Here is a 25,705-nt window from a genome sequence, read left to right as displayed (position 1 = left end):
AAAAAACGCTATTTGCAAAAAAATACCGCGAAATCTAGAGCTTTGGATAGCCAGGTTTTCGCGGTATTTCGAGTTATACGGTTTGTTCTTGTAATGTTGTCACTGGAAATCGTTTGTTTTTTCTAATGGAGAGTGTCAGGATGAGTAGGGCGTTGAAGAGAATGATCAAGCCTACTAGAATCCATGCGCTGACAACGAAAAGGTGATTTCCCAGTCCTGATGAGATCGCTTGACGGAAGCCGTAAACGGTGTGTGTCATCGGTAGATATGGATTAATCGCATTGAAGAATCCGTCTGTAAGTGGCATTGGGAAGGTACCACCGCTTGCGCCGAGTTGTAATACGAGAATAACCATGGCGACGAAACGGCCGGGATTTCCGAATGCTGTGGCAAGGAGCATCACGAGGAACATAAAGGTGAGTGATGTCAAAATGGAGATTAGGAAAAAGTCTCCCATATGCGCGACATCAAGACCTAATACCAGCATGACGAAATCAAGGATTAAGGCTTGCAAGACTGCTGCAACGAAGCCAATCGAGAATTTACTTAACCACCATGAGACGCCAGATGTTGGTGTCATCGATGGACGGCGGATTGGGAAGATAAAGTTGAATACCAATGCGCCGACATAAAGACCAAGGGATAGGACATATGGTGCTAAACCGTGACCGTAGTTTGGTACGTTGCTTAGTTTTTTCTCGGTTAAATCGGTTGGTTGTGCGATCATGTCGTAGGTTTTAGATGATGGGTCAATTTTGCCAACTTCTGTAGCGCCATCTTTTAGTTTCGTTGCGAGTTCGCCTGTGCCATCACTTAGAGTGGCAAGACCTGTTCCGAGTTTGGTTGATCCTGCTGCTAGTTTGCCAGTGCCATCTATGAGTCCTGGAACTTGTGCTGCCAGCTGATTTGTACCATTTGCGAGTGCACTAGAGCCGTCTAGTAGAGCTGGGCTGTTTTGTGCTAATTTGCTTGCACCAACAGATGCTTGGCTAATACCGTTATGCACGTCGCCAACGCCATTTGTGTATGTTGTGATCCCGTTATTTAAGTCTGTAGAACCATCTGCGAGTTGGGAAACGCCACCAACGAGTGCTGGAATGCTATTCGTTAGCTGCGACGTACCTGCGGCAAGTTGATTGCTACCAGTTGTTAATTGTGTGATACCCGCCGTTAATTGATTGGAACCAGCTAACAGACTATCTGTACCCGTTTGGATAGCTGAAAAACCATGGACCGCTGTCTTCGTTGCTGGTAAAAGTTTCGCCGCGTTCGTGTGGAGGGTATTGATCGCTGTTTTTAAGTCGCCCATCTGAGTGGCAATGGGTTTTAAATCTTCTTGTAAAGTCGTTGCGGTGCTTGTCAAACTAGTGCCCAGCTGCGTTGCGATTTGTGCTTGTTTGGTTGCTTGTTGTGTTAATTCTGTGTTTAGTGCGTCTGCCATTTCTTTTTGTTCGGCGGGTGTTAGGTTTTTAAAGGCGTTCGTGTTTGTGATCGCGGTTGTTGTGCCCTTGCCGTTTGTTTGAATTGTTGCGCCTAGGTCTTTTAGTGCGGTGGACATGGTTGTCATTTGTTTGGTGATATTTGTAAGCATTGCGTTCGTGTCTGCACCGTTATTTAGTTGGCTGTTGATTTGTGCGATTCCAGATTGCATCGCCGTTAATCCGCTAGAAAGTTGTTTCACTTGGTCGTCGGATGGAAGCCCATTATTTAATGTTTTTAAGCCAGCGTTTAGTTTGTTGCTACCGACTTGTAGTTGTTTTAAGCCATTGTTTAATTGTTGTTGGCCGTTGTTTAGTTCGGGTACTTTCGCGGCGAGTGTAGCTGTTTTGCCGTTTAGTGTGTTTAATCCGTCTGCGAGTTTATTGCTTCCTGCGACAAGTGCGGGTGAGTTTTGAGCAAGTTGTGATGTACCGCTTTCGATTTTTGTTAGCCCAGATTGCAAGCCAGAAGCGCCTGTTGTATATTTTTCCAAACCGACGTTTAGTTTCACGGCACCGTTATCCAGTTTTGTGACACCGTCTGCGAGTTTCGGTGTGCTTGATGCTAGTTCGTTAAGCTTGGATGTCAATGTTTTGCTACCATCTTTTAATTGAATCGTGCCGTGGTCGAGTTTCTTAGAACCGTCTGCGGCTGTTTGGAAACCATCGCCAACTTTAGAAATCTGTGAAAAAATGGCTTTCGCATAGCTTTCCGTTACTTTTTTGGAGATTTTGGCGTTGACTGCGGAAGCGCCTTGGCCAGTCACGACTTCTCCGATATAATTTTGTGCGGGATTGATTTCATAAGAAAGGTTCATTTTTTTGGGTGTCGTATCAAGAACGGTTGAAGCATTTTTGGAAAAGTCTTTGGGAATCGTGATGACCATGTAGTACTTGCCGTCTTTTAGTCCTTGTTCAGCCGTCTTTGAATCTGTGAAATTCCAACCAAGGTCATTATTTTTCTTCAGTTCACCGACGAGTTCGTTACCGACATCAAGCGTTTGGCCTTCATAGTCGGCCGCCTGATCTTGATTGACAACAGCGACGGGGAGCTGGCTGGTTTTACCGTACGGATCCCACACGGATTTAAGGAAAACACCGCCGTATAAAATAGGGATAAATAAAATCACGATGGACGCGATCAGCAGTATTTTGTTGTTTAAAAGTCGTTTCCATTCTTGTTTTAACATATTCATAAAACTCACTCTTTCTCATTTTGATTGCTTAGATTTGTGATATTCCAATTAAGTACCGGTATTTCGGGCTGCTCCATGGTACGTTTCAGTAAGTCTGCGGCTGTTTGCTTCGATAAGTAGTCTCGGATAAGCTCGTTTGCGCCATTAAAAACGTCATGTAACACTGCTTCCCCTTTAGAAGTGTGTGCGCCATCGCGGAAAACCTTGTTGATTAAGCCTGTATCTGGATAGATCGATATTTCGCCTTCCATCGATTCCACGACTTCTAGCAAGGTGATTTTTTCAGGACTTTTCGCAAGTGAAAAACCACCGTTATTGCCAGGCACAGAGCGAATGATGTTCTGGACGACAAGTTTGCGCATAATCTTCTTTAAATAAGAAGGGGATACTTGCAAATGCTCACTGATCGTATCCGATGCCAGCGGATTGTGGGTGTCTTGTGTGGAGAGTAGCACGATAATGCAGATCGCCTGCTCCACGCCTTTTGTCAGTTGCATCAAATTTCACCTCGATTTCATTGTGGATATTTATTATCCCTGATAAAGCTGAAAAAGAACCTTTATCATCGTGGATAAATAAAGTCTATAATTGAATTTACACCCATTTGCGAAAAAAAGCAAGTATTTTTTATAAGAAACCGTTTACTTTGCAAGAAAGAAGATTTAAATGAAATAGTACTTGATGTAGCAAGGCTTTTGAGGTAACATGAAGAAGAAAACGTAGTTCGAAACCATCCTACGTAAAAAAACTAAGGGAGTAAATTAAGAAATGAAAATAAAAACGTTAACGATAAATGCGATCGTTGCGGCGCTTTATGTTGTCGTGACTATGGTTGTAGCACCTTTCGGATTCACGAATATTCAATTTCGGCTGTCCGAGATGTTCAACCATTTAATCGTATTTGATAAAAAGTACTTTTTTGGAGTTGTGATCGGTGTCTTCATTGCTAACTTCTTCTCACCGCTCGGGTGGTATGATTTGGTATTTGGCGTGGGGCAGTCGGTGATTTCGCTTGGGATACTTATTTTTTTGAATCGCTTTGTGACTAATGTGAAAATCAGGATGGTACTAACTACCATTGTTTTCTCAATTACATCATTTTTGGTGGCATGGGAATTAATGTTGGTATTAGATTTTCCGTTCCTATACACATGGCTAACAGTTGCCATCAGCGAATTCATCGTGTTGGCAGTCGGTGCGCCGATTATGTACTACATCAATAAGCGAGTGGATTTCAAGAAAATGATTAATTAAGCCACAAAAAAGCATGATGACAAGTCGATTTTACGCGACTGTTATCATGCTTTTTTTATGATCCGCCTAGTTTTTCGACAAACCAATCTTTTTGTCCGTCGAGTAGGCTAGTCAACGGATCTGTTACATCTTCTACAGTGGTTGCTTCTATATAATTGGTTTTTAGTTTACTGGCCGCATCTTTTACTTCTGGTTGTGTGAGCAAAATGCTAATTCCAAGTGCGACTAGGAAGCATACGGCGCCGAATGCAATTTTCTTTTTCAAGGTGAGAATCCCTCCAGTAGTTGTTACTAACCATACTACAGGGAAAATGTGAAGTGAAAATGAAAATAGCGGGAGATTTCTCTAAGAATCGATTCTTCTTGAGGAACTGAGCGATGTTTCCGCGATTTTCGGTAAAACTTGATGCTTTGGTTTTGGCTCTGTTTTCACCGTTATGGGATAGGAAGTGCTGACGCCAGCTTCGGTTGTGACGGTTAAAATCAGCTGGTTCGATTCTTTTAATCGGCTTAGCGTCAACTCTTGATCCATAGCGTAATCGGTCGTTTTCACGTAAGTGGCGCTACCCCGGATGCTTACTTTGGCATTTTCGTCAGTGGAAAACATCACGGTTGCGGTATTTCCGGAAACTAAAATATATGGGTTTGCTGCTGTATAATTGGCTATTTCGAACATTTCCACGAAGTCATCGGCTGTTTCAGTTGAAGTAGTAGGACTCGTTGTTGCCGCGCTGGCAGGGATATGTAGGGTTGTTGAAAAGAGAAGTGTCATTAATAAAAATCCATAAAATCGTTTTTTCATGTTTACTACCACCTTCCTGACTTCATTATAAAAGCTAAAAATGAACAAACTATGAACGAAAAACGACAAGAGTAAGAAGTTTTATGAAGGACTAAAGTATACACGAAACAACGAAGTAAGGGTATAATTTTGCTTGAGCACTGTGTAAAAAAGCAGGGGATAAAGCTTTATTTTTCAGGCTGTTTCAAGTATCATTAAAAGAAAAGGGAGGGCGTTTCATGGAGCTTGAGAATTTAGCGCAGAAATTACCAGAGGAAATCAAAACGGTGTGGAGGCAGGAGAATTTAATTGCTGCGATTTTATTCTTATTGGTATCAATTGGATTAACTATCTTATTTTACGCAATGGATGTTTCTTTGTGGTGGAGTGCGATTGGTTTTGGTGTTACGCTTTTATATTTTATTATCATGCTATTCGTCGTTGTCCCATTCCGTTGGGCTAGGTGGAGTTATCAGATTAGACATGACGAAATTGAGATTCAGCACGGCATCATTTTCAAAAGTCGTGTATTGATTCCGATGATTCGTGTGCAACATGTGGAGACGGATCAAGGACCGCTTCTTAGACGAAAGAAACTGGTGAGTGTGTCGATTTCTACTGCGGCAACTGTGCACAAAATTGAGGCCGTGCGTGCAGCGGAATCCGATGCGTTGAGGCACCACATCTTAGAACTTGTAAAGGTGGCGAAGGAAGATGTATGAGGATAGACGCCTGCATCCGATTGCGCTGATTAAAGAATTGATTGTTAGCATTAGACAGAGTATTATTCCAATTGCCGTCGTTATTTTCACACTCTTTAGGAATTTAAGTGGGAAAGGGATTTTGTCTTGGTGGATGTATCCGCTTCTCGTGATTGCTTTAATTGTACTGCTTTTAGCGCCGGCTTTGATTAAGTATTTTACATATCGCTACCGCATGGATGATAAAGGCATTCGCGTGAAATACGGCCTGTTCTTCAAGAAGAATATTTTTATTCCGTATGAGCGGATTCAGACGGTGCAACAGAAGCAATGGTTTTTCTACATGCCATTTCATGTGGTTCAAATTTTGATTGAGACAGCGGGCGGTGGGAAGGCGGAGGCTGATTTAAGCGCTGTGCCTGCAAGCGTTGCGCAAGAATTAAAAGATCTGCGCGCGGGCAAAATCGCCGAACTCGTGGAAGGTCCTGTCGAACCGCTGGATACGGAGCAGGTTCCCATAGAGGTTGAGAAAAACGAAAAGCCATTATTAACATTTCAGTTAGAGGTGAAGGAATTATTGCTGATGGCTGTGACGTCGGGTGGCGTATTCGGGATTTTCTTAATTATATTGGCGTTTGGACAGCAATTTCGTGATGTGATTCCAACAGACTTCGTGGAGGAGCAATTCAATACGATTGTGCATTACGGAGTCTTGATTATCGTGATCGTGATTTTGATTGTGCTACTGATTTTGTGGGGAATTGCGATTGTAACGACGCTATTCCAGTATTTCCAATTCAAGTTGATGAAGTTTGATGATCACATTGAAATCGAGAAGGGACTGCTACAACGTGAGCATACATCGATATCTTTCGAACGTATCCAATCGGTTAAACTGATTGAATCCCCACTGCGTCAGATGCTGAAATTGGCTTCCGTTCGGGTTGTGACGGCGGGAAGTTCTGGGGATAAAGAACATTCTGGAGATATTTTGATCTTACCAATCGTGAAGAAAGCGAAGGCATTGGAAATTTTACCGCAGTTTTTAGAAGATTACGATTTCCCAGTGGAGCAGCTAGAACGAGCACCGAAAACGAGTTTGAGACGATTTTTCTTTATTCATTTGATTTGGACGTTGCCGATCATACTTATTGTGAGCATTCTTTTCTTCCCGTGGGGGCTTTTTAGTTTAGTGCTCGTGCCGATTTTTGCGGGGATTGCTTATGGGGCTTATCGTGCGACCGGTTTTTATACGACGGAAACGGAACTTGTGATGCAGGGGCGTGCGTTTATTTCGAAGCAGACCAATTTTATGTTGAAGCGCCGTATTCAATCTGTGGCGCATTCCCAGAGCATCTGGATGGAGAAGGGGAATGTTGTGCATTTCTCGGTACTGCTAAAATCAGGACAAACTCACTTGAACGCGAATGTCCGCTATATTGCTAGGCAAGATGCGACCAAATTATATCGTTGGTATCAACCATCCAATAAGTAACATTAAAACAGAGAGAAGGATTCTAATGAAAAAGATCGTAATTATCGGTGGCGGATTGACTGGATTGACTGCTGCCTATCACGTTAATAAACAGGTAAAAGAAGAGGCCGTGGATTGGCAGCTTTTTGAAGCGGATGATCATTTCGGTGGTAAATTCAATACGGTTCATCGTGACGGTTTTATTATTGAGAAAGGTCCGGATTCTTTTTTGGCGCGTAAACCGGCGGGGATGGCGCTTGTTGAGGAGTTAGGACTCAGTGATCAGCTCATTACGAATGCGACGGGAAAATCTTATATTTATCACGAAGGAGCGCTTCATCCAATTCCAGAAGGTTCTGTGATGGGCATTCCGACAGATATTCGAGCGCTCCTAGAAAGTGACTTACTCACCTCAGATGGGAAAATTCGAGCGCTAGAAGAGCTGATGCTAGAAGCTAGCGTGACGGAGGAAGATCAGTCGATTGGCGACTTCTTTGAATTCAGGTTCGGAAAAGAGATGGTTGTGCGCTTGATTGAGCCGTTACTTGCAGGAATCTATGCGGGAAATATTTATGAGATGAGTTTGCGCGCGACTTTTCCGCAGTTTGAGAAGACGGCGAAAGAGCATCGGAGCTTAATGTATGGCCTGAAGCGTCACCGACCAGAAACGATAAGTACGACAGGAACAGCGAAGACAATGGGAGCTTTTCGTACGCTTGCGGGAGGTTTGTCGACATTAACAGATGCGTTGGTTGCCGCCTTGCCAAAAGAGCGACTGCACGCGAGTACAAAAGTGAAGGCGATCGAGAATACAACGGTTGTCCTAGATAATGGAGAAAGAATTGTGGCAGACGCGATTGTGATTGCCGCAACGCATGATGTTGTGTTGTCGTTATTAGATGCCCCTGCGATCAAGCCACTGTTGGCGCAACCGATGACGAGCCTAGCTACAATCTCACTTGCGTTTGATAAGGAAGCCGTGCCGGAAATCCCAGAAGGCACGGGATTTTTAGTGGCGAGAACAGGGGAATACACTATAACGGCTTGTACGTGGGTACACGAGAAATGGCCACATATGGTACCTGCAGGTAAAATTTTGCTTCGTGGATTCCTTGGAAAAGCCGGACAAGTTGGGCTACTTGAGCAATCGGACGAAGAAATGGCGAAGAAGGTTCAGGCGGATTTGAAGGAAATGATCGGATTGCAAGGTGATCCGCTATTTTATGAAGTAAGCCGGATGAAAGCGGCGATGCCACAATATACGGTTGGGCATCAAGAACGTTTGGAGCTAGTTGAGAAGGATCTGGAGCAAAGCCATCCGACTATTTTTCTTGCGGGAATGTCTTATCGTGGTGTGGGGATTCCTGATTGTATTCAAGCTGGGAAGGACGCAGCGCTTGGGGCGTGCAAACTTTTGGAGCAGGTGAGGTAATGATAAAAGGTGTTGGATTAGATATGATTGATCTGGACCGGGTGCAGAAGGTGTTGGAGCAGAATCCGCGTTTCGTCGAGCGTATTTTGACGGAAGAGGAGCAGGCTTTACTCGGGAAATACAGCGGTTCGCGGAAAGTCGAATTTTTGGCGGGGCGGTTTTCTGCGAAAGAAGCGTATGCTAAAGCGAATGGTACGGGATTCGGCAAGGAGCTCAGCTTTACGGATGTAGAGATTTTGACATTGCCGAATGGGCGGCCTATTTTAACGAAACCGAAACGATTGGATGAGCGGGTTTTTGTGAGTATTACGCATACTGGGCGGAGTGCGGCGGCTCAGGTCATTATTGAAGAAGTGGATCGGGGGCGGAAGGAATGGCAGTAACAGGGTGGCATCGCCCGACATGGGTGGAGATTGACCGATCGGCAATTACGTCGAATATTAAGCAAGAACAGAACCATTTGCCAGATCATGTTGCTTTACTTGCTGTAGTGAAGGCCGATGCTTATGGACACGGGATGTTGGAAGTTGCTAAAATTGCGAAAGAGGCTGGTGCCCAAGGTTTTTGCGTGGCGATTCTTGATGAGGCACTGGCACTTCGAGAGGCAGGATTCGAGGATTTTATTTTAGTGATGGGCGCCGTCTCGGTGGAATTTGCAGCGCTGGCCGCACAGAATAACATTGCGCTTACGCTGTTTGATGTAGAATGGCTCACAGCGTTTTCCACAATGAAAACCGCAGAACTTCCGTTACACGTGCATTTGAAAGTGGATACGGGTATGGGAAGGCTCGGCTTGCGTTCGATGGAAGCTGTGAAGGAAATAGAAGCGGCCATTGCAAAACGTGATGATGTCGTGATGGAAGGTATTTTTACACATTTTGCGACGGCGGATCAACAAGAAACGTCTTATTTCGAGCAGCAATTAGCTTGTTTTCGTGAGGTGGTGGACTCACTCCAGGAACGCCCGGCGATGGTACATTGTGCAAATAGCGCCACCGCATTGCTACATGAGCAGGGAGATTTTGATGCGGTTCGATTTGGCATTTCGATGTATGGATTGACGCCTTCGCCAGAAATTTTGCCGATTTTGCCGTTTAAATTGCAGCCAGCGCTTGCTTTTTACACGGAAATGGTGCAGGTGAAGGAGTTGCAGCCTGGTGATCATGTCAGTTATGGCGCGACTTATGAAGCAACGGCGCAGGAATGGGTGGCGACATTGCCGGTCGGTTATGCGGATGGCTTTATTCGAGCGTATTCGGGATTCCATGTATCGGTGGATGGTATTTTGATGCCGGTCATCGGTCGGGTTTGCATGGATCAGTGCATCATTCAGTTACCACAAAAATATCCGGTCGGTACAAAAGTGACACTGATTGGCGGACCAAACTCGGCAGATGAGGCGGCGCAACATGTAGGAACGATAAATTATGAAATTACGTGCCTTCTTTCTGAAAGGGTTCCAAAAAAATACATCCATTGAGGTTTTTTACGTGCATAGTTTCTAATTAGGAATTATAATGAGAAAGTACACAACATATTTCCTAACTATTAGGTATTCAGTCTAGCTCAATAAGTAGGAAATCGGGTCTAATAGCGTATTTTTGTAGGAAATCACTCCGAAAAGCCTTTCAATCCCGCGTCTATAGTGTTACGATATACATGTTATGGAGTAATACACAGCTGGGGGTGTGACGCGTGATAGAAAAACCAGAAACGACCGAAATCTGGATAGAAATGACGCAGCAGGTACTGGAAGATTTAGATGAGGCTCGGGCAAAAGAAAAAATGGGGCGGAGTGAAATGATTATGGAGGCAACTCAACAGTTTTTACGTCAAAGAAAAGCGCGCGATTTGCGTGACGAAATGGAACGTGGTTACACGGAAATGGCTTCTATTAATTTCTCGATTGCGTGTGAATGTACGCATGTAGAATCGGAAGCTGAGGATAAAAATTTACAAGTTTTAGGAGGATGAATGAGCCAATGGTGAAGCGTGGGGATGTTTACTACGCGGACTTGTCTCCTGTTGTTGGAAGTGAACAAGGGGGAATACGGCCTGTTCTCATCATTCAAAACGATATTGGCAATCGATTTAGTCCTACTGTCATCGTGGCGGCAATTACGGCGAAGATTTCTAAAGCCAAATTGCCGACTCACGTTGAGGCAGCTAGAAAACATGGTTTTGACCGCGACTCCGTTATTTTGTTGGAGCAGGTTAGAACGATTGATAAACAACGTCTGACGGACAAGATTACACATTTGGATGACAATTTGATGCATAAAGTGAATCAGGCGCTGGAAATTAGTATGGGCTTAGTAGATTTCTAAAATTGCGAATATTTATTAGTAGAGCTGACGTATCATTTACATAATTGATTATAAGAGGAGCTTTACTTTTCTGATGATGAGTAGCAAGGCTGTGAAAGTTTCGCGGGAAGTGTTAAGACGAACAAAAAGGATTACATATTAATATGATACTTGAGTTTAGAATAGTAATGTCTGGCTTGAAAGTACCCGACATAAGAGAAGCTTCTTAGGCTGTGGCAAACCCCATTTGCTCCCCCCCTTGCTTTTCTTGTGTCTCTTTTTTTTTAGAAAGAATGGCTGTGTTTCAATCGACAAGAAAGGTTGGAAAGATAAACATGTATAGAGATTTTGCGAATTTTATCCATACGAACAAAGATATTTTGCTGAGCAAATGGATGGAACAGATGAAAGAGCAGGCAGATCCAGCTATTCTCCAAGTGACGAGTGATATTTTATACGAGGATACAAGTCGCGAATTTGTCGATTTAATTGTCGCGAATGTGTTAGGAACGCCAGACGGTTCATTTAGTGAGAAGCTTGATGATTTTGCGCAGAAAGTGGTACATCTTGGCTGGTCCGTTCATTTTGTGACGAGGGGCTTGCGAACATTCGGCTTGCTCGTGTACAGCGAGATGAAGCGTCAAAACTTATTTATTGCATCGAAGGAAAAAGCGGATGAGGATATTTACTATCATTTTGAAAATTGGTTGTCATCGATGTACGGTGTGGTCGTGAATGCGTACGCTGATTCCTGGGAGAGGACAGTATCGGTTCAAAAAACAGCGCTACAAGAACTATCGGCTCCGTTATTGCCCATTTTTGATGGTATTTCGGTGATGCCGCTAATTGGAACGATTGACACGGAGCGGGCGAAGCTGATTATGGAAAATTTGCTGATCGGTGTAGTGAGGAACCGCTCGGACGTTGTGTTGATTGATATTACTGGTGTTCCAATTGTCGACACGATGGTAGCGCATCACATTATTCAAGCATCGGATGCGGTCAGGTTAGTCGGTTGTCAGGCGATGCTCGTTGGAATAAGACCGGAAATTGCACAGACCATTGTCAACTTAGGAATTGAATTAGATCAAGTCATCACCACAAGCACGATGAAAAAAGGCATGGAGAAAGCACTCGAGATGACGAATAGAGAGATCGTAGAAAAAGAGGAGTGAAAGCATGGGAATTCCGATTCTGAAATTGGGAGAATGTTTATTAATTTCGATCCAGAGTGAACTCGATGACCATACGGCAGTAGAATTTCAGGAAGATCTACTTGCTAAAATTCATGCAACATCGGCAAGAGGTGTCGTGATCGATATTACATCGATTGATTTTATCGACTCCTTCATCGCTAAAATATTAGGTGATGTTGTCAGCATGTCCAGATTGATGGGAGCAAAGGTTGTTGTGACGGGAATCCAACCGGCAGTTGCTATTACATTAATCGAACTTGGTATTACATTTGAGGGTGTCCTTTCCGCGATGGATCTAGAAAGCGGTTTGGACAAATTAAAACAGGAATTGGGGGAATAGAGATGGAATTCCAATCCTGTGTCAAGATTATCAATGAGTGGGACATAGTCGCCGCTCGCCAGTTAGGAAGAAAAGTATCGAAGGAAATCGGCTTTGGAACCGTGGACCAAGCAAGAATTACGACAGCAATAAGTGAACTTGCACGAAATATTTTTCTCTACGCGGGAACTGGAGAGATATGTATTGAGAAATTAGTAGAAGCAGGAAGAGATGGACTGAAAATTATCGCAAAAGATAAAGGTCCAGGGATACAAGATGTCAGGCAGGTTATGCAAGATGGATACACGACATCAGGAGGACTTGGAGCAGGTTTACCTGGCGTCAAAAGGTTGATGGATAGCTTTGATTTAGTATCTAGCGTAGAAGAAGGTGCGCAAGGAACCATTATTACCACACAAAAATGGGTCCGCTAGGGGAGGGACGCGAAGAGTGGAGTCGAGAGAGATCAGGGAGTTTAAGGAACGTTACCGAAATATCATCTTGAAATACTTGGAACAACAGGATGAGGAGATACTTTATTCCTGTGAAAGACTGACGCGTGAAGCGATGGAGAAACAGGTTTCGCCGGAAGAAGTGGTGAATTTACATCGGGCTATTTTAGAAGAATATGATGCGGATTTACCGGAATACGTTTCTTCGTCGTTTGATGTGTTGCTAGAAATGATGGTTGGCTATGGGCTCGCGCACATGGAGCATATTAGTTTGCGAACCGAACAGCAGGCGCTGAGGCGTGAGATTGCCCAAGCGGAAGATATGCAAAAAACGATGATGAAATCAGATATTCCGAATGTGGTGGGGATTGAGGTTGGTGCGGTAAGCGTGCCGATGCGTCAAATGAGCGGTGATTTTTACAGTTTTACAAATGAAGGGGACAATAAAATCAGCGTGACGTTGGCGGATGTGATTGGTAAAGGCATCCCGGCGGCATTTAGTATGTCGATGCTGAAATATGCGTCAGATAACTACGGCCGGGGTGCATTGGCGCCGAGTGAGATGTTGCGCAATTTGAATGAGGTTGCTGAGGCGAACATCGATGATAACATGTTTATCACTATGTTTTACGGCTTGTATGATACGTCCAATCACCTGTTTGAATATGCGTCGGCGGGTCATGAGGTAGGGCTTTATTTTAGCGCGAAGACGCAGCAGTTTTCCGATTTGTATGCACGTGGTTTACCGCTTGGCATCGATCGCAACGCCACATATCGGGCTTTTGAGAAGGAAGTGGAGCCAGATGATATGATTTTTATTATGTCCGATGGTGTGACAGAAACGAGGACAGCGGATGGCTTTATGGAGCGTGAGCATTTAATCGCCGTTTTCCAAGAGCGAATCCACCTTCCGCCACAAAAGTTGGTCAAGGATGTGTATGATCATTTGTGTAAAGTGCAGGATTATGAATTGCGCGACGATTTCACGTTAATTTGTTTAAAACGAGTTTAAGGAAATGATATTCAGGGAATACACTCTGGGTATACAAAAATGGGCGAGGTGAAATGATGAATATCAAAGTAGAGATCAGAGAAACTGATAGTAATCATGCGAAAGTAGTTGTGGGTGGCGAAATAGATGCCTATACGGCGCCGAAATTAAAAGAGGGCTTGAGCCAGTTTATGGATCAAGAAAATGTTAAGTTACAGATCGATTTGGCGGATGTGAGCTATATGGATAGCACTGGCTTGGGCGTTTTTGTAGGTCTTTTTAAGAACTTGCGCGCTCGGAACAGCGAATTAGAATTAGTCGGTTTATCAGACCGTATTTTCCGTCTATTCGAAATTACCGGTTTGACAGATATTATTGAAATCAAAAATGTAGAGGGTGAAATGAATGGCAACAATGTATGACAAAATTGAGCTTAAAATTCCGGCGAAACCCGAATTTGTAAGCTTAGGGCGTTTAACGGTTTCAGGCATTGCGAGCCGAAGTGGTTTTTCTTTTGAAGCAATTGAGGATTTGAAAATTGCGATCAGTGAAGCGATTACGAACTCGGTGAAACACGCATTTAGTGAAGATGATAGTGGTGAAATTCAGATCACTTTCTGCGTTTATGAAGATAAGTTAGAAGTACGTGTAGCAGACGAAGGCAAGAGTTTTGATGCGGAGAAGCGCAAGGCAGAAATCGGACCTTACGAAGAAAATACGGATGCAGACATGTTACGCGTTGGAGGGTTAGGTTTATTTTTAATAGAGGCATTGATGGATGATGTAGAACTGCAGTATGATGACGGAGTTTCGGTAGTCATGACTAAATATATAGAGGAAAAGCAGGTGGAGGGGAATGCCAAAATTATCTCGACCTGAGGAACTAGCGGCAAGAGAAGAAGCCCGTGAAAAAGCCAAAGAAAAAGTCTATAAATGGATTAGTGATTACCAAGAAACCGGCGATGAGGAAGCGCAATATGAGCTTGTTGTTCACTATAAAAATCTGGTGGAATCCATTGCCCGCAAGTATTCTCAAGGAAAATCATTTCATGAAGATTTAGTGCAAGTCGGAAATATTGGCTTATTAGGAGCGATTCGCAGATATGATGCGACGTTCGGCAAGAGTTTTGAAGCATTTGCGGTACCGACAATTGTCGGCGAAATCAAGCGTTTTTTGCGTGATAAAACGTGGAGTGTTCACGTGCCACGCAGGATTAAAGAGCTCGGACCGAAGATTAAGAATGCTGTAGAGGAATTGACGCGAGAACTGCAACGCTCTCCGCAAATTAGTGATATCGCTGAATTTATCGGTGCCACAGAAGAAGAAATTTTAGAAGCGATGGAGATGGGAAAAAGTTACCAAGCTTTATCGGTGGATCATTCGATCGAGGCCGATTCGGATGGAAGTACCATTACGTTGCTGGATGTGGTTGGCGGTGATGATGGCGGTTTTGAGCGCGTGAATCAACGGATGCTACTAGAAAAAGTCTTGCCGGTGCTTGACGAGCGGGAGCAGAAAATTTTGCAATATACCTTCATTGAAAACCGTAGCCAAAAGGAGACGGGCGATTTGTTGGATATTTCGCAGATGCATGTTTCGCGAATTCAGCGACAAGCGATTAAAAAATTGCGCGCGGCACTCCAAGACGAGGATATGGAATAGATGGATGTAATGGGGCAATCGGATGTCAGCATTGAATTATATCTTTTCCAGCGTGCAAAGCATTTGCAGTACCATTGTGGCGATCAAGTTTTTTTGAAGGAAGATGAGACTGGTTTTTTATGCGCCATCGTGGATGGTTTAGGAAGTGGCAAAGAGGCAGAAAAAGCGGCCAAGGCAGTTGTCGAGGCTATTGCGGCTAACAGTGCGCTTCCAAATATAGGCGATATCGTAGCACGCGCGAACGAGGCTTTGATCGGTTTGCGCGGGGCTGCGATGGCCATATGGCGGGGCGATTGGAATGAGCAGAGCATTACTTATTGCGGGATTGGAAATATCCGATTTTATTTACTCGGTACGGATGATGCGCTTGTTTTTCCGATCTCCTCTACAGGATTTCTTTCTGGAAGAAGACAAAAAATTCGGACACAAAAATTTCAGTACAAGCCAGGTTCCAAGTTTCTGATGCATTCAGACGGATTAACACTCGCTGGCGTGAAACGCTATTTATTCACGACAAATTCTGTAGAATCGACAGGTCATTGTATTGAAGGCAACGTTATGGATATTCCTGAGGACGATGTAACCTTCCTTGTAGGAGAATTTAAATGAAAAGCAAGAGTAGTCGCTAAAAAAGCCGCTCTTGCTTTTTTTATGGGCACAAAACGTCATTTTTTATACTTTATCTTACAGAAAGTCCATCGGTAACGCTTGTCTTACAAAAAATCAGATCATTTCTTTAAACTTTACTTAAACTTTCTTAGCTTAGCATTTAATATCCTCCTCTATACTTAAGCTATATCAAAGGAGGAGTCTAAAAATGAAAATTACTAAACTATGTGTTATCGTGCTGTTTACACTGACAGCGGGCGCGTCCCTTTCGGCATGTACAGATAACGAAACGGTAACCCCGATGAAAGAGAACGCTACACTACCAGCCCCAGAAAAAACGGTGAAAGAAAAGCCAGCTCCTGTCCCTTCACCTGATCTCGGTATTTCAGCGGAATCAGCAGCCCTGTACGACATTACCAAAAAAACACCATTATACGAAAAAAGCCCACAAATCGTAACACCAATCGCAAGTGTCACCAAGCTGATGACGACGTATTTAGTTTTACAGGCCATACATAATAAAACGTTGTCTTGGGATGAAAAACTATCATTAGAGCCACTGGACGATAAAGCTGCAGTATCTCTTTACATGACTACGAGCAAAAAGGAATGGACCGTCAAAGATCTCTACGCAGCGATGATTGTTATGTCTGCCAATGACGCCGCAGAAGCTCTTGGAAAGCGTCTAGACGGCAGTGATTTTCCCGCAAAAATGAACAAGACAGCAAAAAAATTAGGGCTCTCCGATCAGAGTAATTTTGTCAGTGCCAGTGGTTTAGACAAGGATGGAAAGGAAAATGTATCGACGAGTAAAGACTTATTTTTGCTTGCATCTGGGCTTATCAATAAATTTCCCGAAGTGCTCGATATGACCTCGAAAGCCAAGCATGTGACGAGTAATGACTACACACTGAAATCCACGGATGCGCTTTTAGCAAATCAAGAAATCGACGGTTTAGATGGTTTGAAAACTGGATTCACAGATGGTGCAGGTTACTGTTTTGTTGGGACTGCGAAGCAAAATGGGAAGCGTCTCATCTCGATTGTACTAAAAGCGCACACAACGGATATTCGTTTCCAAGATACGAAAAAATTGATGCAATACGGGTTCGCGAAATAAACAGAATGAAGGAGGAGAAACGATGAAAAGACAAATTGCTGTTTTCTTCGGTGGGGAATCACCAGAGTATGAGGTATCCATGCAATCAGCGACGGCTGTTATGCAAGCGATCGATGTAAACAAAAATGACATTATTTTAATCGGCATCACGAAACAAGGCAAATGGTGTCTGTATGAAGGCTCGATTGAAGGCATTATCAAAAATAACTGGGAGCAGCACCCATCATGCACCGTTGTTTCTCCCATTATGGATAAATCTGAGAGTGGTGTTTATATTCATCGAGCGTTTTCTGTAGAAACATGCAAAATCGATGTCGCAATTCCTGTATTGCACGGCAAAAATGGAGAAGATGGCACGATTCAAGGTGTTTTCGAGTTAGCAGGTATCAACTATGTTGGGTGCGGTGTTTTTACTTCTGCCTTATGCACGGATAAAGTACAGGTTCAAAAACTTGTTCACCACTTAGATATCCCAATTACGCCATCCATTCATTTTGAAAGTGATCAAATTCCGCATCAACTTATCCGAGAATTTATAGCTACTAACGGTTTTCCACTGTTTATTAAGCCAGTTCGAGCTGGTTCATCGATCGGTATCTCTATGGTGTCGAGTAAAGAGGCTCTTATACCAGCGATAAAATATGCCGCGCAATTTGATACCGAAATCACGATGGAAAAAGCTATCCAAGGTGTGGAAGTGGGGTGCGGGATTATTGGAAATGAGGCTCCGATTATCGGTGGTGTGGATGAAATAGAGCTTGACAGCGGTTTTTTCAGTTTCATTGAAAAATATGAACTGATTTCCTCTCAAATCCATATGCCAGCGCGCATTTCTAAAAAAGCGAAGTCACAGATTCAACAAGCAGCGAGGAGAATTTACAAAGCTGTTCATTGTGAAGGCTTATCACGTATTGATTTTTTCTTGCAGGAGGATGGGCAACTCGTATTTAATGAGGTGAACACGATGCCAGGATTCACAGAACATTCCCGTTTTCCAGCGCTGATGCGGGAGGCTGGCTATTCGTATGAGAAGTTGATTCAAACGCTGATTGAACTTGCGGAAGAAAAACGAGGAGCGGCGCACTATGAGACAACTAAAAAATAACTTATTGTTGATCAATAGTAGTCATCCCATCAGCAAAAAATACGTGCCGAGTTCGCTTGTAGCCATTAATAAGGAAGTGTATTTAGCAAAGTCTGCTACAGAGAATATCAGAAAGCTTTTGCGAACTATCCAAGTAAAGGATGAAATTATCCCGGTGAGCGGTTACCGAAGTTACGAGGAACAGGAGCAGATCTATCAAGAAAGCCTTCTAACCAATGGCGAAGAATATACGCAAAAATACGTGGCGAAGCCTGGTTGTAGTGAGCATCAGGCAGGCCTCGCGATAGACGTTGCCTTAAAGAAGGAGAATATCGACTTTATTTGCCCGGATTTTGCGGGCAGTCCTATTTGCGAATCTTTTCGAGAAAACATGGCCGCGTATGGTTTTATATTGCGCTACCCAGCGGATAAAACGCAGCTAACAGGTATCGCGTATGAACCTTGGCATTTTCGATATGTTGGCTTCCCTCATAGTGAAATAATGAAAGAAAGAGAATATGTTTTAGAAGAATACATTGACTATCTGAAAAATTTCACTTCATTTCATGAGCCATTTCATTGGCAAGATGGGAATCGTTGTTACTATATCGTCACTGTCAAGATGGATGAGTGGTTTTTAGGCATTGTGGAGATGCCGTGTAAGGTTGTTATTTGTGAAATGAGTTTTAGTAATTGCGAGGAATTAATAATCACCTATCGAACAGATTAACAAAAATGGAGGTGTGTTCTATACATGATGAAAACACGACCATATCAGGCTTTAGGTAGACTTTCTATGCTTTGTCGTGGCTGTTCCCAGCCATTAAAATGGTATAAAAAGCCACGACGTGCTTGGAAGGAATGTTCCAAAGAGGCGTTGCTTCATAATGTCACAACAATTCAGTCACAACTTTCTAGTAAAACAGCATTGATGGCAGTTGTAAAAGCAGATGCGTACGGTCATGGAGCGACGTATTGCAGCAGATTATTGGAGAAAAATGGCGTAACGATCTTTGCTGTGGCGACGCTGGACGAAGGGATAGAATTACGAAAAGCAGGAATCCGCGGTGATATCTTGATTTTTGGGTACACGGCACCGGAAGACGTAGACAAGATTCAGCATTTTGATCTCATCCAAACAATAATTAGTGAACAATATGGCTTGGCTTTAGAACAAACGGGAATAAGGATTCGCTGCCATTTAAAAATAGATACAGGGATGCATCGAGTTGGTATTCCCCAAAAAAAGCTTGGCACGATGATTCATTTTTATAGATCCGCCATTTTGGCAGTGGAAGGAATTTATAGTCATCTTGGTTCAGCAGACAGCCTAGATGAGTTTGCAATTGAAAGAACGGAGGCGCAAATCACAGCTTATAATGAGGTACTGGCGCAACTAAGAAAGGCCGGCATCGATCCTTTGAGAACGCATTTACAGAGTAGCTATGGTTTGCAGAATTATAAAGATTTGCAATATGATTACGTTCGGATTGGCATCTCGCTTTACGGTTGTCAAAGTGAGGTCTCGGATATGCCATTTCCATTACGACCTGTTTTGTCATTAAAAAGTCGAATTGCTTTGATAGAATACGTGGCTGAAGATGATTTTATTGGATACGGCAATGATGTGATGGCGCCACATAAAATGAAAATCGCGATGATTCCAATCGGTTATGCGGATGGGATTCCCCGAGACCTATCTTCTGCGGATCTAAAGGTGAGCATATCAGGTGTGGCGGTTCCTGCGGTTGGCCGAATTTGCATGGATATGATGATGCTTGACGTGACCAACTTACCGAACACAAAAGTAGGGACAGAGGTTACGCTTATCGATCGGATGGATGCTTCTTTCTCAGCTGAAATTTTGGCGAGTAAGGCGGGAACGATTACTAACGAAGTGCTCAGTAGATTAGGAAAAAGATTGCCAGTCATCTATAAGTAAGCTACTTTATTCAGGGCGGGCCTCATGAGTAGAGTAGCTTATTCATTTTGGTTTTACGCCTTATTTTATGGTACACTAGTCCAAGAGATGAATTATTTGGAGGCAGAAAACATGGAAGAAATTTTGAAGTTAGTACATAAATCATTACCTTATCGACCGAATCAAATTAATGCGGTGATTGAATTGCTGAATGGAGGCAATACAGTGCCGTTTATCGCGCGTTACCGGAAGGAAATGACGGGTAGTCTGGATGAAGTCGAAATCCGTCATATCGAAGAACGCTATGCTTACGTGGAAAAATTAGAACAGCGAAAAGAAGAAATTTTGCGGTTGATTGAGGAACAAGGAAAATTGACGGAGGAGCTCCGGATTGCGATTATGAAATCAGAGAAGCATCAGGCGCTGGAGGATTTATACCGTCCTTATAAACAAAAGAAACGCACGAAAGCAACGATTGCCAAGGAAAAAGGATTGGAGCCGTTCGCGACATGGTTACTTGGCCTCCCGGAAAATGGTGATGTGCATGCAGAAGCCGCCAACTATGTTTCAGCAGAGCTAGAGGTAGCGACAATCGAGGAAGTACTCCTAGGTGCGCATGAAATTATCGCGGAAGTTATTTCAGATGAACCTGCTTATCGTAATTGGATTCGCGAATTTACTCGAAAGTTCGGCATGATGCAGTCCGTCGGTAAAAAGATTGAGCTAGACGAGAAATCGGTGTATGAAATGTACTACGATTACCAAGAACTCATTGGAAAAGTAGCGAGTCACCGTGTATTAGCCTTTAATCGTGGCGAGAAAGAGGATATTTTGCGTGTGGCAGTGGTTGTCGACGCTACGAAGATTGGGGAGTATTTGCGCAAACAGGTGATTAAAAAGTCTAGATCGATCGCAGAAAGCTATGTTGTTGCGGCCATTGACGACGCTTATAAACGCTTCATTGGACCGGCGATTGAACGGGAAATCCGCGCAGAATTAACGGAAGCTGCCGAAGAACAAGCGATTCATATTTTTGCGGAAAACTTGCGGAAGTTACTCTTGCAACCACCATTAAAGGGCAAGATCATTCTCGGCCTCGATCCAGCTTACCGAACAGGCTGCAAACTAGCGCTACTCGATAAAACTGGAAAAGTGCTAACGATTGATGTGATCTATCCACATCCACCGCAAAATAAGAAAGCGGATGCTAAGCAAAAGGTTTTAAAATTAATACAGGAATATGGTGTAGAAGTGGTAGCGATTGGAAATGGAACAGCATCACGTGAGTCCGAACAATTCATCGCGGAACTGATTAAAGAAGAGCATCTAAATGCCTATTATTGTATCGTTAATGAGGCTGGCGCTAGTGTTTATTCGGCCAGTGACATTGCTCGTGAAGAGTTTCCAGATTATCAAGTCGAGCAACGAAGTGCCGTTTCGATCGGACGCCGCCTGCAAGATCCGCTTGCCGAACTGGTGAAAATTGATCCGAAATCCGTCGGTGTTGGGCAATACCAACATGATGTTGCACAAAAACAGCTCAATGATACGCTAACATTTGTCGTTGAAACTGCCGTAAACCAAGTCGGTGTGAATGTAAACACAGCTTCTGCGTCCCTGCTGCAATATGTCGCTGGTTTAAACAAAACCGTTGCCGGCAACATTCGCAAATATCGCGAGGAAAACGGACCATTCGCATCGCGCAAAGAATTGAAAAAAGTACCGCGTCTCGGCGCTAAATCATACGAACAAAGCATCGGCTTCTTGCGTATTTTGGAAGGAAAGCACCCGCTCGATCAGACCGCGATCCACCCAGAAAGCTATGCAACAGCGGAGAAAATCGTTGTTTCTGCCGGGTTCCAATTAACCGATCTCGGAACGCTCGAGCTAAAACAAGCCTTGCAACAGTTCAATTTGACCGATATGGCAGCGGAACTTGAAGTCGGAAAAGAAACATTGCAAGATATCGTGGATTCCCTCGTGGCACCAGGACGCGACTTGCGTGATGAGCTAGATGCGCCGCTTCTAAAACAAGACGTCATCTCCATGGAAGACTTAAAAAGTGGAATGGAGCTACAAGGAACGGTCCGTAACGTCGTTGATTTCGGAGCATTTGTAGATATCGGCGTGAAGCAGGATGGCCTCGTGCATATTTCGAAGCTGAGCAATTCCTTCGTCAAGAAACCAATGGACGTTGTGTCTGTAGGTGATATCGTTACCGTCTGGGTAGATGACGTCGATCAGAAAAAAGGGCGAATTTCGCTAACGATGCGCAGCCCAGAACAAGGGAAGTAAGACGATGATGACCGAACAAGAACTGCAGCGGCACATGGAAAGCGTGTCGTTGCAATTTTTTCATAAGCCGTTTTTGCATCGAGCCACGTTCAACACGCGTTTACGGACGACAGGAGGGCGCTATTTGCTACGAAGTCATGATATTGAGATGAATCCACGCTACCTCGATAACTTCGGTCTCGCGTACTTCATCGGCATTATGAAGCATGAACTGTGCCACTATCATCTACACTTGGAAGGTAAAGGATATCAACATCGGGACGCTGATTTTCGCGCATTGCTCACCAAAGTAGATGCCCCGCGATTTTGCCAAGCCATTCCGAACACCCAAAAAATGCATCGTTATACATGTATCACATGCGACACAACCTTCCTTCGCAAACGCCGTTTTGACGTAAAAAAATACCGTTGCGGGCGCTGTAACGGACAGATAAAATATATACAAGAAGAAGTTCTAGAAACCTAAGTAGCTATTTTCAGAAAATAACCAGATAAAGCTTGATTTTTTCTAGATACCTGCTTATAATGTAAAGAGTCAGCAGAAATAAATGATGCTATTCCACAGTAGCTCAGTTGGTAGAGCAATCGGCTGTTAACCGATCGGTCGCAAGTTCGAGTCTTGCCTGTGGAGTTCTTTTATGTTCATTTCTGGCAGGTTTAAACAAATATGGGGAAGTACTCAAGTGGCTGAAGAGGTGCCCCTGCTAAGGGTATAGGTCGTTAACGCGGCGCGAGGGTTCAAATCCCTCCTTCTCCGCCATATTTATAAACTTTCAAAACGATGCAGAGATGTATCGTTTTTTTCATGCACAAAAACAGGCCAGTCTACATGACTAACCTGCTTGTATAATCATTCAACAAAAAATTCAAACTTAGTCCACGGTTCCATATAATCCAATAAGAAAATCTCCTCATTGAGAATGCGTCCAACGACATTTGTTTTGCCGCGGTTTTCCATGTCTTTCAGAGCGATTTGCAGTTCACCTTTATACTGGCCATACAGTTCATTTTCAATCAAAATATCACCGCGTTTTATGTTTGGCGTGAATGTTGGTTTGAAGTCTTCTGCGCGATATTTCACGCGAGATTGGGTCGAACGGATAAAGTAATCCGAGACGTCGCCGCGATAAAAGTGAGGCTCTTCCATGACAATTTTGCGTTCCAGTGGGGTGATGGTGTCGTGAAGTTGTATTTTTAACCCGAATTTCTCTGCTTGGAGCACAGCGCTCAGTCGCGCGAGTTCATCCTCAGAAGCATAGGCGTTCGCTACAATAATGTCATTAATGAGCTTGGTTGCCAGAAGGTGCTTCGCCTGCGTATCAATCGGCAAACCACGATGCATCTCAAGCGTGCACAAACCCTCCGTCACAGGCCAAGGACCGTATGTGGCATCATTCGAATGAACAAACGCGGCGGTACGAATCTGAAAACTGCGGAAACGTTCGCTGCATTTTACAAAATAATCATAGGAAAGACCAGCATAGCGATGCGGATAAAAATTGTGCGAGCCAATCAAATTATCCCGATTCGGCTGGAAATCGATGATATTATTCAAGTAATTCGTATCGTTACTCATATTAATCTCAATTTTGAGGCCGTATGGATTAAACGTCATCGCGGCTTCTTCACTGCCCGTAAAGCCCATATCCAGGCGAATCCCATAGGCGCCGAGTTCGTGGAAAAAGGACAGGTCATCATAAGAAATGCCAAGTGCTTCGAAAATGCGTGGCGAAATATCAACCAAAACCTCCATGCCCAGTATATTCGCATGACTAATCGTCTCTTTAAATTCGCGTAAAATCAGTTCTTTATCGCCACTCACCGATAATAAACACGTAAATACGCGTGTAAAACCGTATTTGTGTGCCAAACTGATGTAAGCTTTGTCTTTTTCAGGTGTCGCGTGTTCTGGATAAATCGAAATACCAAGTTTATGCATGAATCGTACCTTCTTCCTTATATTTTAGCGGGGGATAAGTGACATTCCCGAGAATAACATGCTCGCGCGCGCCAGTTGCCATCGGAACGTTGGATGGCCGACCATGTAATGTTTCATATGCCAGCAAGCCAAATGCGATCGCCTCTTTTGCATCGGAGGAATAGCCAATGTCTTCCTGCGTCAATACCTCACAACGCCCTTCCAAAAGTTTCGCCAAATAGCGCAATAACGTCTTATTATAACTTCCGCCACCGCTTACAATCACTTCATCAATCGCCATTTTTGAAAAGACGAATTGTTCGTAGTTCGAAACGATGGTTTTAGCGGTGAACATGGTCATTGTCGCAATCAAATCCTTCGGCGCCAAATGCCCGTATGTATTCAGCAACTCATCGGTATATTCCTTTCCAAAAAGTTCGCGCCCAGTCGATTTTGGAATTGCAGCCGTGATAAAGGGATCGTCCATACAATAGGCAAGCAACTCCTCATTCACAACGCCATGCGCTGCCATTTCACCACCATCATCATAGCCACGCCCGAATAAGCGTTGCATCAAATCATCAATAATCATATTTCCTGGACCAGTATCAAATGCAAAAACTTGATCTAACGTCGCATTTTTAGGCATGACCGTCACGTTTCCGATTCCGCCGATATTTTGCAATAAGCGGTTTTTATGCGTGTCCCGATAGAGCAGTAACTCTGTGAATGGCACGAGCGGCGCGCCTTGACCACCGGCAGCCATATCCATCGTACGGAAATTCGAGATTACGGTCGCGCCAGTTTCATACGCAATCACCGCAGGCTCCCCAATTTGCAACGTCGAAGCAGCGAAATCACCGACTTGTTCTGGCTGATGAAAAATCGTCTGCCCATGCGAACCAATCACGCCAAGCTCTGACGCCGCGATTCCATTTTTACTACAAATCATTTTCACGCTTTCCGCAAAAAGCACACCCAATTTGAAATTCAAACTACAAATCAGCTGTGAATCCGATTCTTCTATACTCAAACTTTTACGAATTTCAGTTACGATTCCAGGTTGAAAGGGCACCGTTTTGAAATCCATCAGTTTTGTCGATAAGTTCCCGTCCATCTCTTTGATATCAAGCAAAGCCACGTCCACACCATCGAGTGACGTACCGGACATTAATCCAACAACATACATACTACGAACCTCCTCATTTTAGCTAAGATACATTAAAAAGTAACAACTCGCCGTGCAAACAAGCGTAACAACTGTTGTAAAAATTGTGGCTTGCTTTTTCGATTTATAAAAACCGTGTTTCGCGAGTAAAATATAAGATAAACTAGCGCTACTGCCAAGGCTCGTAAGTAAGAATAAAGCGAAAGCCTTAGAAACGCCAAGGCCGGTAAGTACAGGAAGGAAAATAAGATTGGCAAGAATCGTGATCGCGAAAAAGATAATCGCGCTTTTGTAGTTAAACTTGATCCATTTACTATTCGTTTCCATGCGGGTAAAACCTCCTTTTA

Annotated in this window: 28 protein-coding genes, 2 tRNA genes, 1 pseudogene and 1 riboswitch; of the genes and pseudogenes, 24 read left to right on the top strand and 7 right to left on the bottom strand. The window is 43.7% G+C overall.

Annotated elements, in window-relative coordinates:
- Nucleotides 1-73: 73 nt before the first annotated feature.
- Nucleotides 74-2,674, bottom strand: coding sequence for a YhgE/Pip domain-containing protein (locus HCJ54_RS06040; RefSeq protein WP_187136985.1), 2,601 nt, complete (start codon nt 2,672-2,674; stop codon nt 74-76).
- Between the two features lie 5 nt (nt 2,675-2,679).
- Nucleotides 2,680-3,171, bottom strand: coding sequence for an RrF2 family transcriptional regulator (locus HCJ54_RS06035; RefSeq protein ID WP_187136984.1), 492 nt, complete (start codon nt 3,169-3,171; stop codon nt 2,680-2,682).
- 216 nt (nt 3,172-3,387) lie between these two features.
- Nucleotides 3,388-3,432, top strand: a riboswitch (PreQ1 riboswitch).
- A gap of 10 nt (nt 3,433-3,442) precedes the next feature.
- Between HCJ54_RS06035 and HCJ54_RS06030 the strand changes: the two genes are divergently transcribed.
- Complete coding sequence (locus HCJ54_RS06030) at nt 3,443-3,928, top strand: QueT transporter family protein (protein WP_187136983.1); 486 nt, start codon at nt 3,443-3,445, stop codon at nt 3,926-3,928.
- Between the two features lie 55 nt (nt 3,929-3,983).
- On the opposite strand, the gene HCJ54_RS06025 is transcribed toward HCJ54_RS06030, so the two are convergent.
- Nucleotides 3,984-4,193: a hypothetical protein gene (locus tag HCJ54_RS06025; RefSeq protein WP_036067120.1), complete on the bottom strand. Its 210-nt coding sequence runs from the start codon at nt 4,191-4,193 to the stop codon at nt 3,984-3,986.
- An 81-nt stretch (nt 4,194-4,274) separates the two neighbouring features.
- Entirely contained in the window at nt 4,275-4,730 is a 456-nt protein-coding gene (locus HCJ54_RS06020) for a hypothetical protein (protein WP_187136982.1), read from the bottom strand.
- Nucleotides 4,731-4,948: 218 nt separating this feature from the next.
- Between HCJ54_RS06020 and HCJ54_RS06015 the strand changes: the two genes are divergently transcribed.
- From HCJ54_RS06015 to HCJ54_RS05905, 23 genes and pseudogenes are all read left to right on the top strand, one after another.
- The gene (locus tag HCJ54_RS06015; protein ID WP_036067123.1) at nt 4,949-5,431 is read left to right on the top strand and encodes a PH domain-containing protein; all 483 of its coding nucleotides are present in this window, start codon (nt 4,949-4,951) and stop codon (nt 5,429-5,431) included.
- A complete protein-coding gene (locus tag HCJ54_RS06010) occupies nt 5,424-6,905 on the top strand; it encodes a PH domain-containing protein (protein ID WP_187136981.1) in 1,482 nt (493 codons plus the stop codon). Before HCJ54_RS06015 ends, HCJ54_RS06010 begins: the two co-directional genes overlap by 8 nt.
- A gap of 25 nt (nt 6,906-6,930) precedes the next feature.
- Complete coding sequence (hemG, locus tag HCJ54_RS06005) at nt 6,931-8,316, top strand: protoporphyrinogen oxidase (protein ID WP_187136980.1); 1,386 nt, start codon at nt 6,931-6,933, stop codon at nt 8,314-8,316.
- Nucleotides 8,316-8,699, top strand: a complete 384-nt coding sequence (gene acpS, locus HCJ54_RS06000; RefSeq protein ID WP_187136979.1) for a holo-ACP synthase — start codon at nt 8,316-8,318, stop codon at nt 8,697-8,699. Before hemG ends, acpS begins: the two co-directional genes overlap by 1 nt.
- Nucleotides 8,690-9,796, top strand: a complete 1,107-nt coding sequence (gene alr, locus HCJ54_RS05995; RefSeq protein WP_187136978.1) for an alanine racemase — start codon at nt 8,690-8,692, stop codon at nt 9,794-9,796. Before acpS ends, alr (HCJ54_RS05995) begins: the two co-directional genes overlap by 10 nt.
- 215 nt (nt 9,797-10,011) lie before the next feature.
- The gene (locus tag HCJ54_RS05990) at nt 10,012-10,290 is read left to right on the top strand and encodes a CopG family transcriptional regulator (protein ID WP_187136977.1); all 279 of its coding nucleotides are present in this window, start codon (nt 10,012-10,014) and stop codon (nt 10,288-10,290) included.
- An 8-nt stretch (nt 10,291-10,298) separates the two neighbouring features.
- Nucleotides 10,299-10,643 (top strand): type II toxin-antitoxin system PemK/MazF family toxin, encoded by a 345-nt coding sequence (locus HCJ54_RS05985; protein WP_036067156.1) that lies wholly within the window; start codon nt 10,299-10,301, stop codon nt 10,641-10,643.
- A 314-nt stretch (nt 10,644-10,957) separates the two neighbouring features.
- Nucleotides 10,958-11,797, top strand: a complete 840-nt coding sequence (locus HCJ54_RS05980; protein ID WP_187136976.1) for an RsbT co-antagonist protein RsbRA — start codon at nt 10,958-10,960, stop codon at nt 11,795-11,797.
- A 4-nt stretch (nt 11,798-11,801) separates the two neighbouring features.
- Complete coding sequence (locus HCJ54_RS05975; RefSeq protein ID WP_036067130.1) at nt 11,802-12,158, top strand: STAS domain-containing protein; 357 nt, start codon at nt 11,802-11,804, stop codon at nt 12,156-12,158.
- Between the two features lie 2 nt (nt 12,159-12,160).
- Nucleotides 12,161-12,571, top strand: coding sequence for an anti-sigma regulatory factor (locus tag HCJ54_RS05970; RefSeq protein WP_187136975.1), 411 nt, complete (start codon nt 12,161-12,163; stop codon nt 12,569-12,571).
- Nucleotides 12,572-12,587: 16 nt separating this feature from the next.
- Nucleotides 12,588-13,601 carry a PP2C family protein-serine/threonine phosphatase gene (locus HCJ54_RS05965; protein WP_077914667.1) on the top strand — a complete coding sequence of 338 codons (1,014 nt, stop codon included), beginning with the start codon at nt 12,588-12,590 and terminating at the stop codon, nt 13,599-13,601.
- 56 nt (nt 13,602-13,657) lie between these two features.
- Entirely contained in the window at nt 13,658-14,002 is a 345-nt protein-coding gene (locus tag HCJ54_RS05960) for an STAS domain-containing protein (RefSeq protein WP_185411258.1), read from the top strand.
- The gene (gene rsbW / locus HCJ54_RS05955) at nt 13,986-14,459 is read left to right on the top strand and encodes an anti-sigma B factor RsbW (protein WP_185411259.1); all 474 of its coding nucleotides are present in this window, start codon (nt 13,986-13,988) and stop codon (nt 14,457-14,459) included. The genes HCJ54_RS05960 and rsbW overlap by 17 nt, the downstream gene beginning before the upstream one ends.
- The gene (sigB, locus tag HCJ54_RS05950) at nt 14,437-15,243 is read left to right on the top strand and encodes an RNA polymerase sigma factor SigB (protein ID WP_036067136.1); all 807 of its coding nucleotides are present in this window, start codon (nt 14,437-14,439) and stop codon (nt 15,241-15,243) included. The genes rsbW and sigB overlap by 23 nt, the downstream gene beginning before the upstream one ends.
- Before the next feature lie 9 nt (nt 15,244-15,252).
- Nucleotides 15,253-15,852, top strand: coding sequence for a SpoIIE family protein phosphatase (locus HCJ54_RS05945; protein ID WP_187137072.1), 600 nt, complete (start codon nt 15,253-15,255; stop codon nt 15,850-15,852).
- A 208-nt stretch (nt 15,853-16,060) separates the two neighbouring features.
- Entirely contained in the window at nt 16,061-16,972 is a 912-nt protein-coding gene (locus HCJ54_RS05940) for a D-alanyl-D-alanine carboxypeptidase family protein (RefSeq protein WP_280527058.1), read from the top strand.
- Between the two features lie 22 nt (nt 16,973-16,994).
- A complete protein-coding gene (locus tag HCJ54_RS05935; RefSeq protein ID WP_187136974.1) occupies nt 16,995-18,077 on the top strand; it encodes a D-alanine--D-alanine ligase family protein in 1,083 nt (360 codons plus the stop codon).
- Nucleotides 18,058-18,603: pseudogene (locus tag HCJ54_RS05930) on the top strand (D-alanyl-D-alanine carboxypeptidase family protein); the annotation flags it as partial. The gene HCJ54_RS05935 and the pseudogene HCJ54_RS05930, both read left to right, overlap by 20 nt.
- 207 nt (nt 18,604-18,810) lie before the next feature.
- Nucleotides 18,811-19,998, top strand: a complete 1,188-nt coding sequence (alr, locus tag HCJ54_RS05925) for an alanine racemase (RefSeq protein ID WP_187136972.1) — start codon at nt 18,811-18,813, stop codon at nt 19,996-19,998.
- A gap of 111 nt (nt 19,999-20,109) precedes the next feature.
- Nucleotides 20,110-22,272 (top strand): Tex family protein, encoded by a 2,163-nt coding sequence (locus HCJ54_RS05920; protein ID WP_187137070.1) that lies wholly within the window; start codon nt 20,110-20,112, stop codon nt 22,270-22,272.
- A 7-nt stretch (nt 22,273-22,279) separates the two neighbouring features.
- The gene (locus tag HCJ54_RS05915) at nt 22,280-22,738 is read left to right on the top strand and encodes a SprT family protein (RefSeq protein WP_187137069.1); all 459 of its coding nucleotides are present in this window, start codon (nt 22,280-22,282) and stop codon (nt 22,736-22,738) included.
- 92 nt (nt 22,739-22,830) lie between these two features.
- A tRNA-Asn gene (locus tag HCJ54_RS05910) sits at nt 22,831-22,903 on the top strand.
- A 38-nt stretch (nt 22,904-22,941) separates the two neighbouring features.
- A tRNA-Ser gene (locus tag HCJ54_RS05905) sits at nt 22,942-23,032 on the top strand.
- A gap of 90 nt (nt 23,033-23,122) precedes the next feature.
- Here the strand turns inward: HCJ54_RS05905 and HCJ54_RS05900 are convergent.
- Genes HCJ54_RS05900 through HCJ54_RS05890 form a run of 3 tightly spaced genes read right to left on the bottom strand, consistent with a single transcriptional unit; the run spans nt 23,123 to nt 25,685 of the window.
- Entirely contained in the window at nt 23,123-24,211 is a 1,089-nt protein-coding gene (locus HCJ54_RS05900) for a DUF871 domain-containing protein (RefSeq protein ID WP_187136971.1), read from the bottom strand.
- Nucleotides 24,204-25,379, bottom strand: a complete 1,176-nt coding sequence (gene anmK, locus HCJ54_RS05895) for an anhydro-N-acetylmuramic acid kinase AnmK (RefSeq protein ID WP_187136970.1) — start codon at nt 25,377-25,379, stop codon at nt 24,204-24,206. Before anmK ends, HCJ54_RS05900 begins: the two co-directional genes overlap by 8 nt.
- A gap of 18 nt (nt 25,380-25,397) precedes the next feature.
- Nucleotides 25,398-25,685 (bottom strand): hypothetical protein, encoded by a 288-nt coding sequence (locus HCJ54_RS05890; protein WP_187136969.1) that lies wholly within the window; start codon nt 25,683-25,685, stop codon nt 25,398-25,400.
- Nucleotides 25,686-25,705: the final 20 nt, after the last annotated feature.

The sequence above is a fragment of the Listeria grandensis genome (genome assembly GCF_014322885.1).
Classification (GTDB): domain Bacteria; phylum Bacillota; class Bacilli; order Lactobacillales; family Listeriaceae; genus Listeria_A; species Listeria_A grandensis.
The sequence above is the reverse complement of the archived record's forward strand: the minus strand, read 5'-3'. Positions and strand labels throughout refer to the sequence as shown.

What these genes read in the sequence shown, in the direction of transcription:
- HCJ54_RS06040 (WP_187136985.1), bottom strand. Translation starts at nt 2,674, where the DNA reads ATGAATATGTTAAAACAAGAATGGAAACGACTTTTAAACAACAAAATA.
- HCJ54_RS06035 (WP_187136984.1), bottom strand. Translation starts at nt 3,171, where the DNA reads ATGCAACTGACAAAAGGCGTGGAGCAGGCGATCTGCATTATCGTGCTA.
- HCJ54_RS06030 (WP_187136983.1), top strand. Translation starts at nt 3,443, where the DNA reads ATGAAAATAAAAACGTTAACGATAAATGCGATCGTTGCGGCGCTTTAT.
- HCJ54_RS06020 (WP_187136982.1), bottom strand. Translation starts at nt 4,730, where the DNA reads ATGAAAAAACGATTTTATGGATTTTTATTAATGACACTTCTCTTTTCA.
- HCJ54_RS06015 (WP_036067123.1), top strand. Translation starts at nt 4,949, where the DNA reads ATGGAGCTTGAGAATTTAGCGCAGAAATTACCAGAGGAAATCAAAACG.
- HCJ54_RS06010 (WP_187136981.1), top strand. Translation starts at nt 5,424, where the DNA reads ATGTATGAGGATAGACGCCTGCATCCGATTGCGCTGATTAAAGAATTG.
- hemG (WP_187136980.1), top strand. Translation starts at nt 6,931, where the DNA reads ATGAAAAAGATCGTAATTATCGGTGGCGGATTGACTGGATTGACTGCT.
- acpS (WP_187136979.1), top strand. Translation starts at nt 8,316, where the DNA reads ATGATAAAAGGTGTTGGATTAGATATGATTGATCTGGACCGGGTGCAG.
- alr (WP_187136978.1), top strand. Translation starts at nt 8,690, where the DNA reads ATGGCAGTAACAGGGTGGCATCGCCCGACATGGGTGGAGATTGACCGA.
- HCJ54_RS05985 (WP_036067156.1), top strand. Translation starts at nt 10,299, where the DNA reads ATGGTGAAGCGTGGGGATGTTTACTACGCGGACTTGTCTCCTGTTGTT.
- HCJ54_RS05980 (WP_187136976.1), top strand. Translation starts at nt 10,958, where the DNA reads ATGTATAGAGATTTTGCGAATTTTATCCATACGAACAAAGATATTTTG.
- HCJ54_RS05975 (WP_036067130.1), top strand. Translation starts at nt 11,802, where the DNA reads ATGGGAATTCCGATTCTGAAATTGGGAGAATGTTTATTAATTTCGATC.
- HCJ54_RS05970 (WP_187136975.1), top strand. Translation starts at nt 12,161, where the DNA reads ATGGAATTCCAATCCTGTGTCAAGATTATCAATGAGTGGGACATAGTC.
- HCJ54_RS05960 (WP_185411258.1), top strand. Translation starts at nt 13,658, where the DNA reads ATGAATATCAAAGTAGAGATCAGAGAAACTGATAGTAATCATGCGAAA.
- rsbW (WP_185411259.1), top strand. Translation starts at nt 13,986, where the DNA reads ATGGCAACAATGTATGACAAAATTGAGCTTAAAATTCCGGCGAAACCC.
- sigB (WP_036067136.1), top strand. Translation starts at nt 14,437, where the DNA reads ATGCCAAAATTATCTCGACCTGAGGAACTAGCGGCAAGAGAAGAAGCC.
- HCJ54_RS05945 (WP_187137072.1), top strand. Translation starts at nt 15,253, where the DNA reads ATGGGGCAATCGGATGTCAGCATTGAATTATATCTTTTCCAGCGTGCA.
- HCJ54_RS05940 (WP_280527058.1), top strand. Translation starts at nt 16,061, where the DNA reads ATGAAAATTACTAAACTATGTGTTATCGTGCTGTTTACACTGACAGCG.
- HCJ54_RS05935 (WP_187136974.1), top strand. Translation starts at nt 16,995, where the DNA reads ATGAAAAGACAAATTGCTGTTTTCTTCGGTGGGGAATCACCAGAGTAT.
- alr (WP_187136972.1), top strand. Translation starts at nt 18,811, where the DNA reads ATGATGAAAACACGACCATATCAGGCTTTAGGTAGACTTTCTATGCTT.
- HCJ54_RS05920 (WP_187137070.1), top strand. Translation starts at nt 20,110, where the DNA reads ATGGAAGAAATTTTGAAGTTAGTACATAAATCATTACCTTATCGACCG.
- HCJ54_RS05915 (WP_187137069.1), top strand. Translation starts at nt 22,280, where the DNA reads ATGACCGAACAAGAACTGCAGCGGCACATGGAAAGCGTGTCGTTGCAA.
- HCJ54_RS05900 (WP_187136971.1), bottom strand. Translation starts at nt 24,211, where the DNA reads ATGCATAAACTTGGTATTTCGATTTATCCAGAACACGCGACACCTGAA.
- anmK (WP_187136970.1), bottom strand. Translation starts at nt 25,379, where the DNA reads ATGTATGTTGTTGGATTAATGTCCGGTACGTCACTCGATGGTGTGGAC.
- HCJ54_RS05890 (WP_187136969.1), bottom strand. Translation starts at nt 25,685, where the DNA reads ATGGAAACGAATAGTAAATGGATCAAGTTTAACTACAAAAGCGCGATT.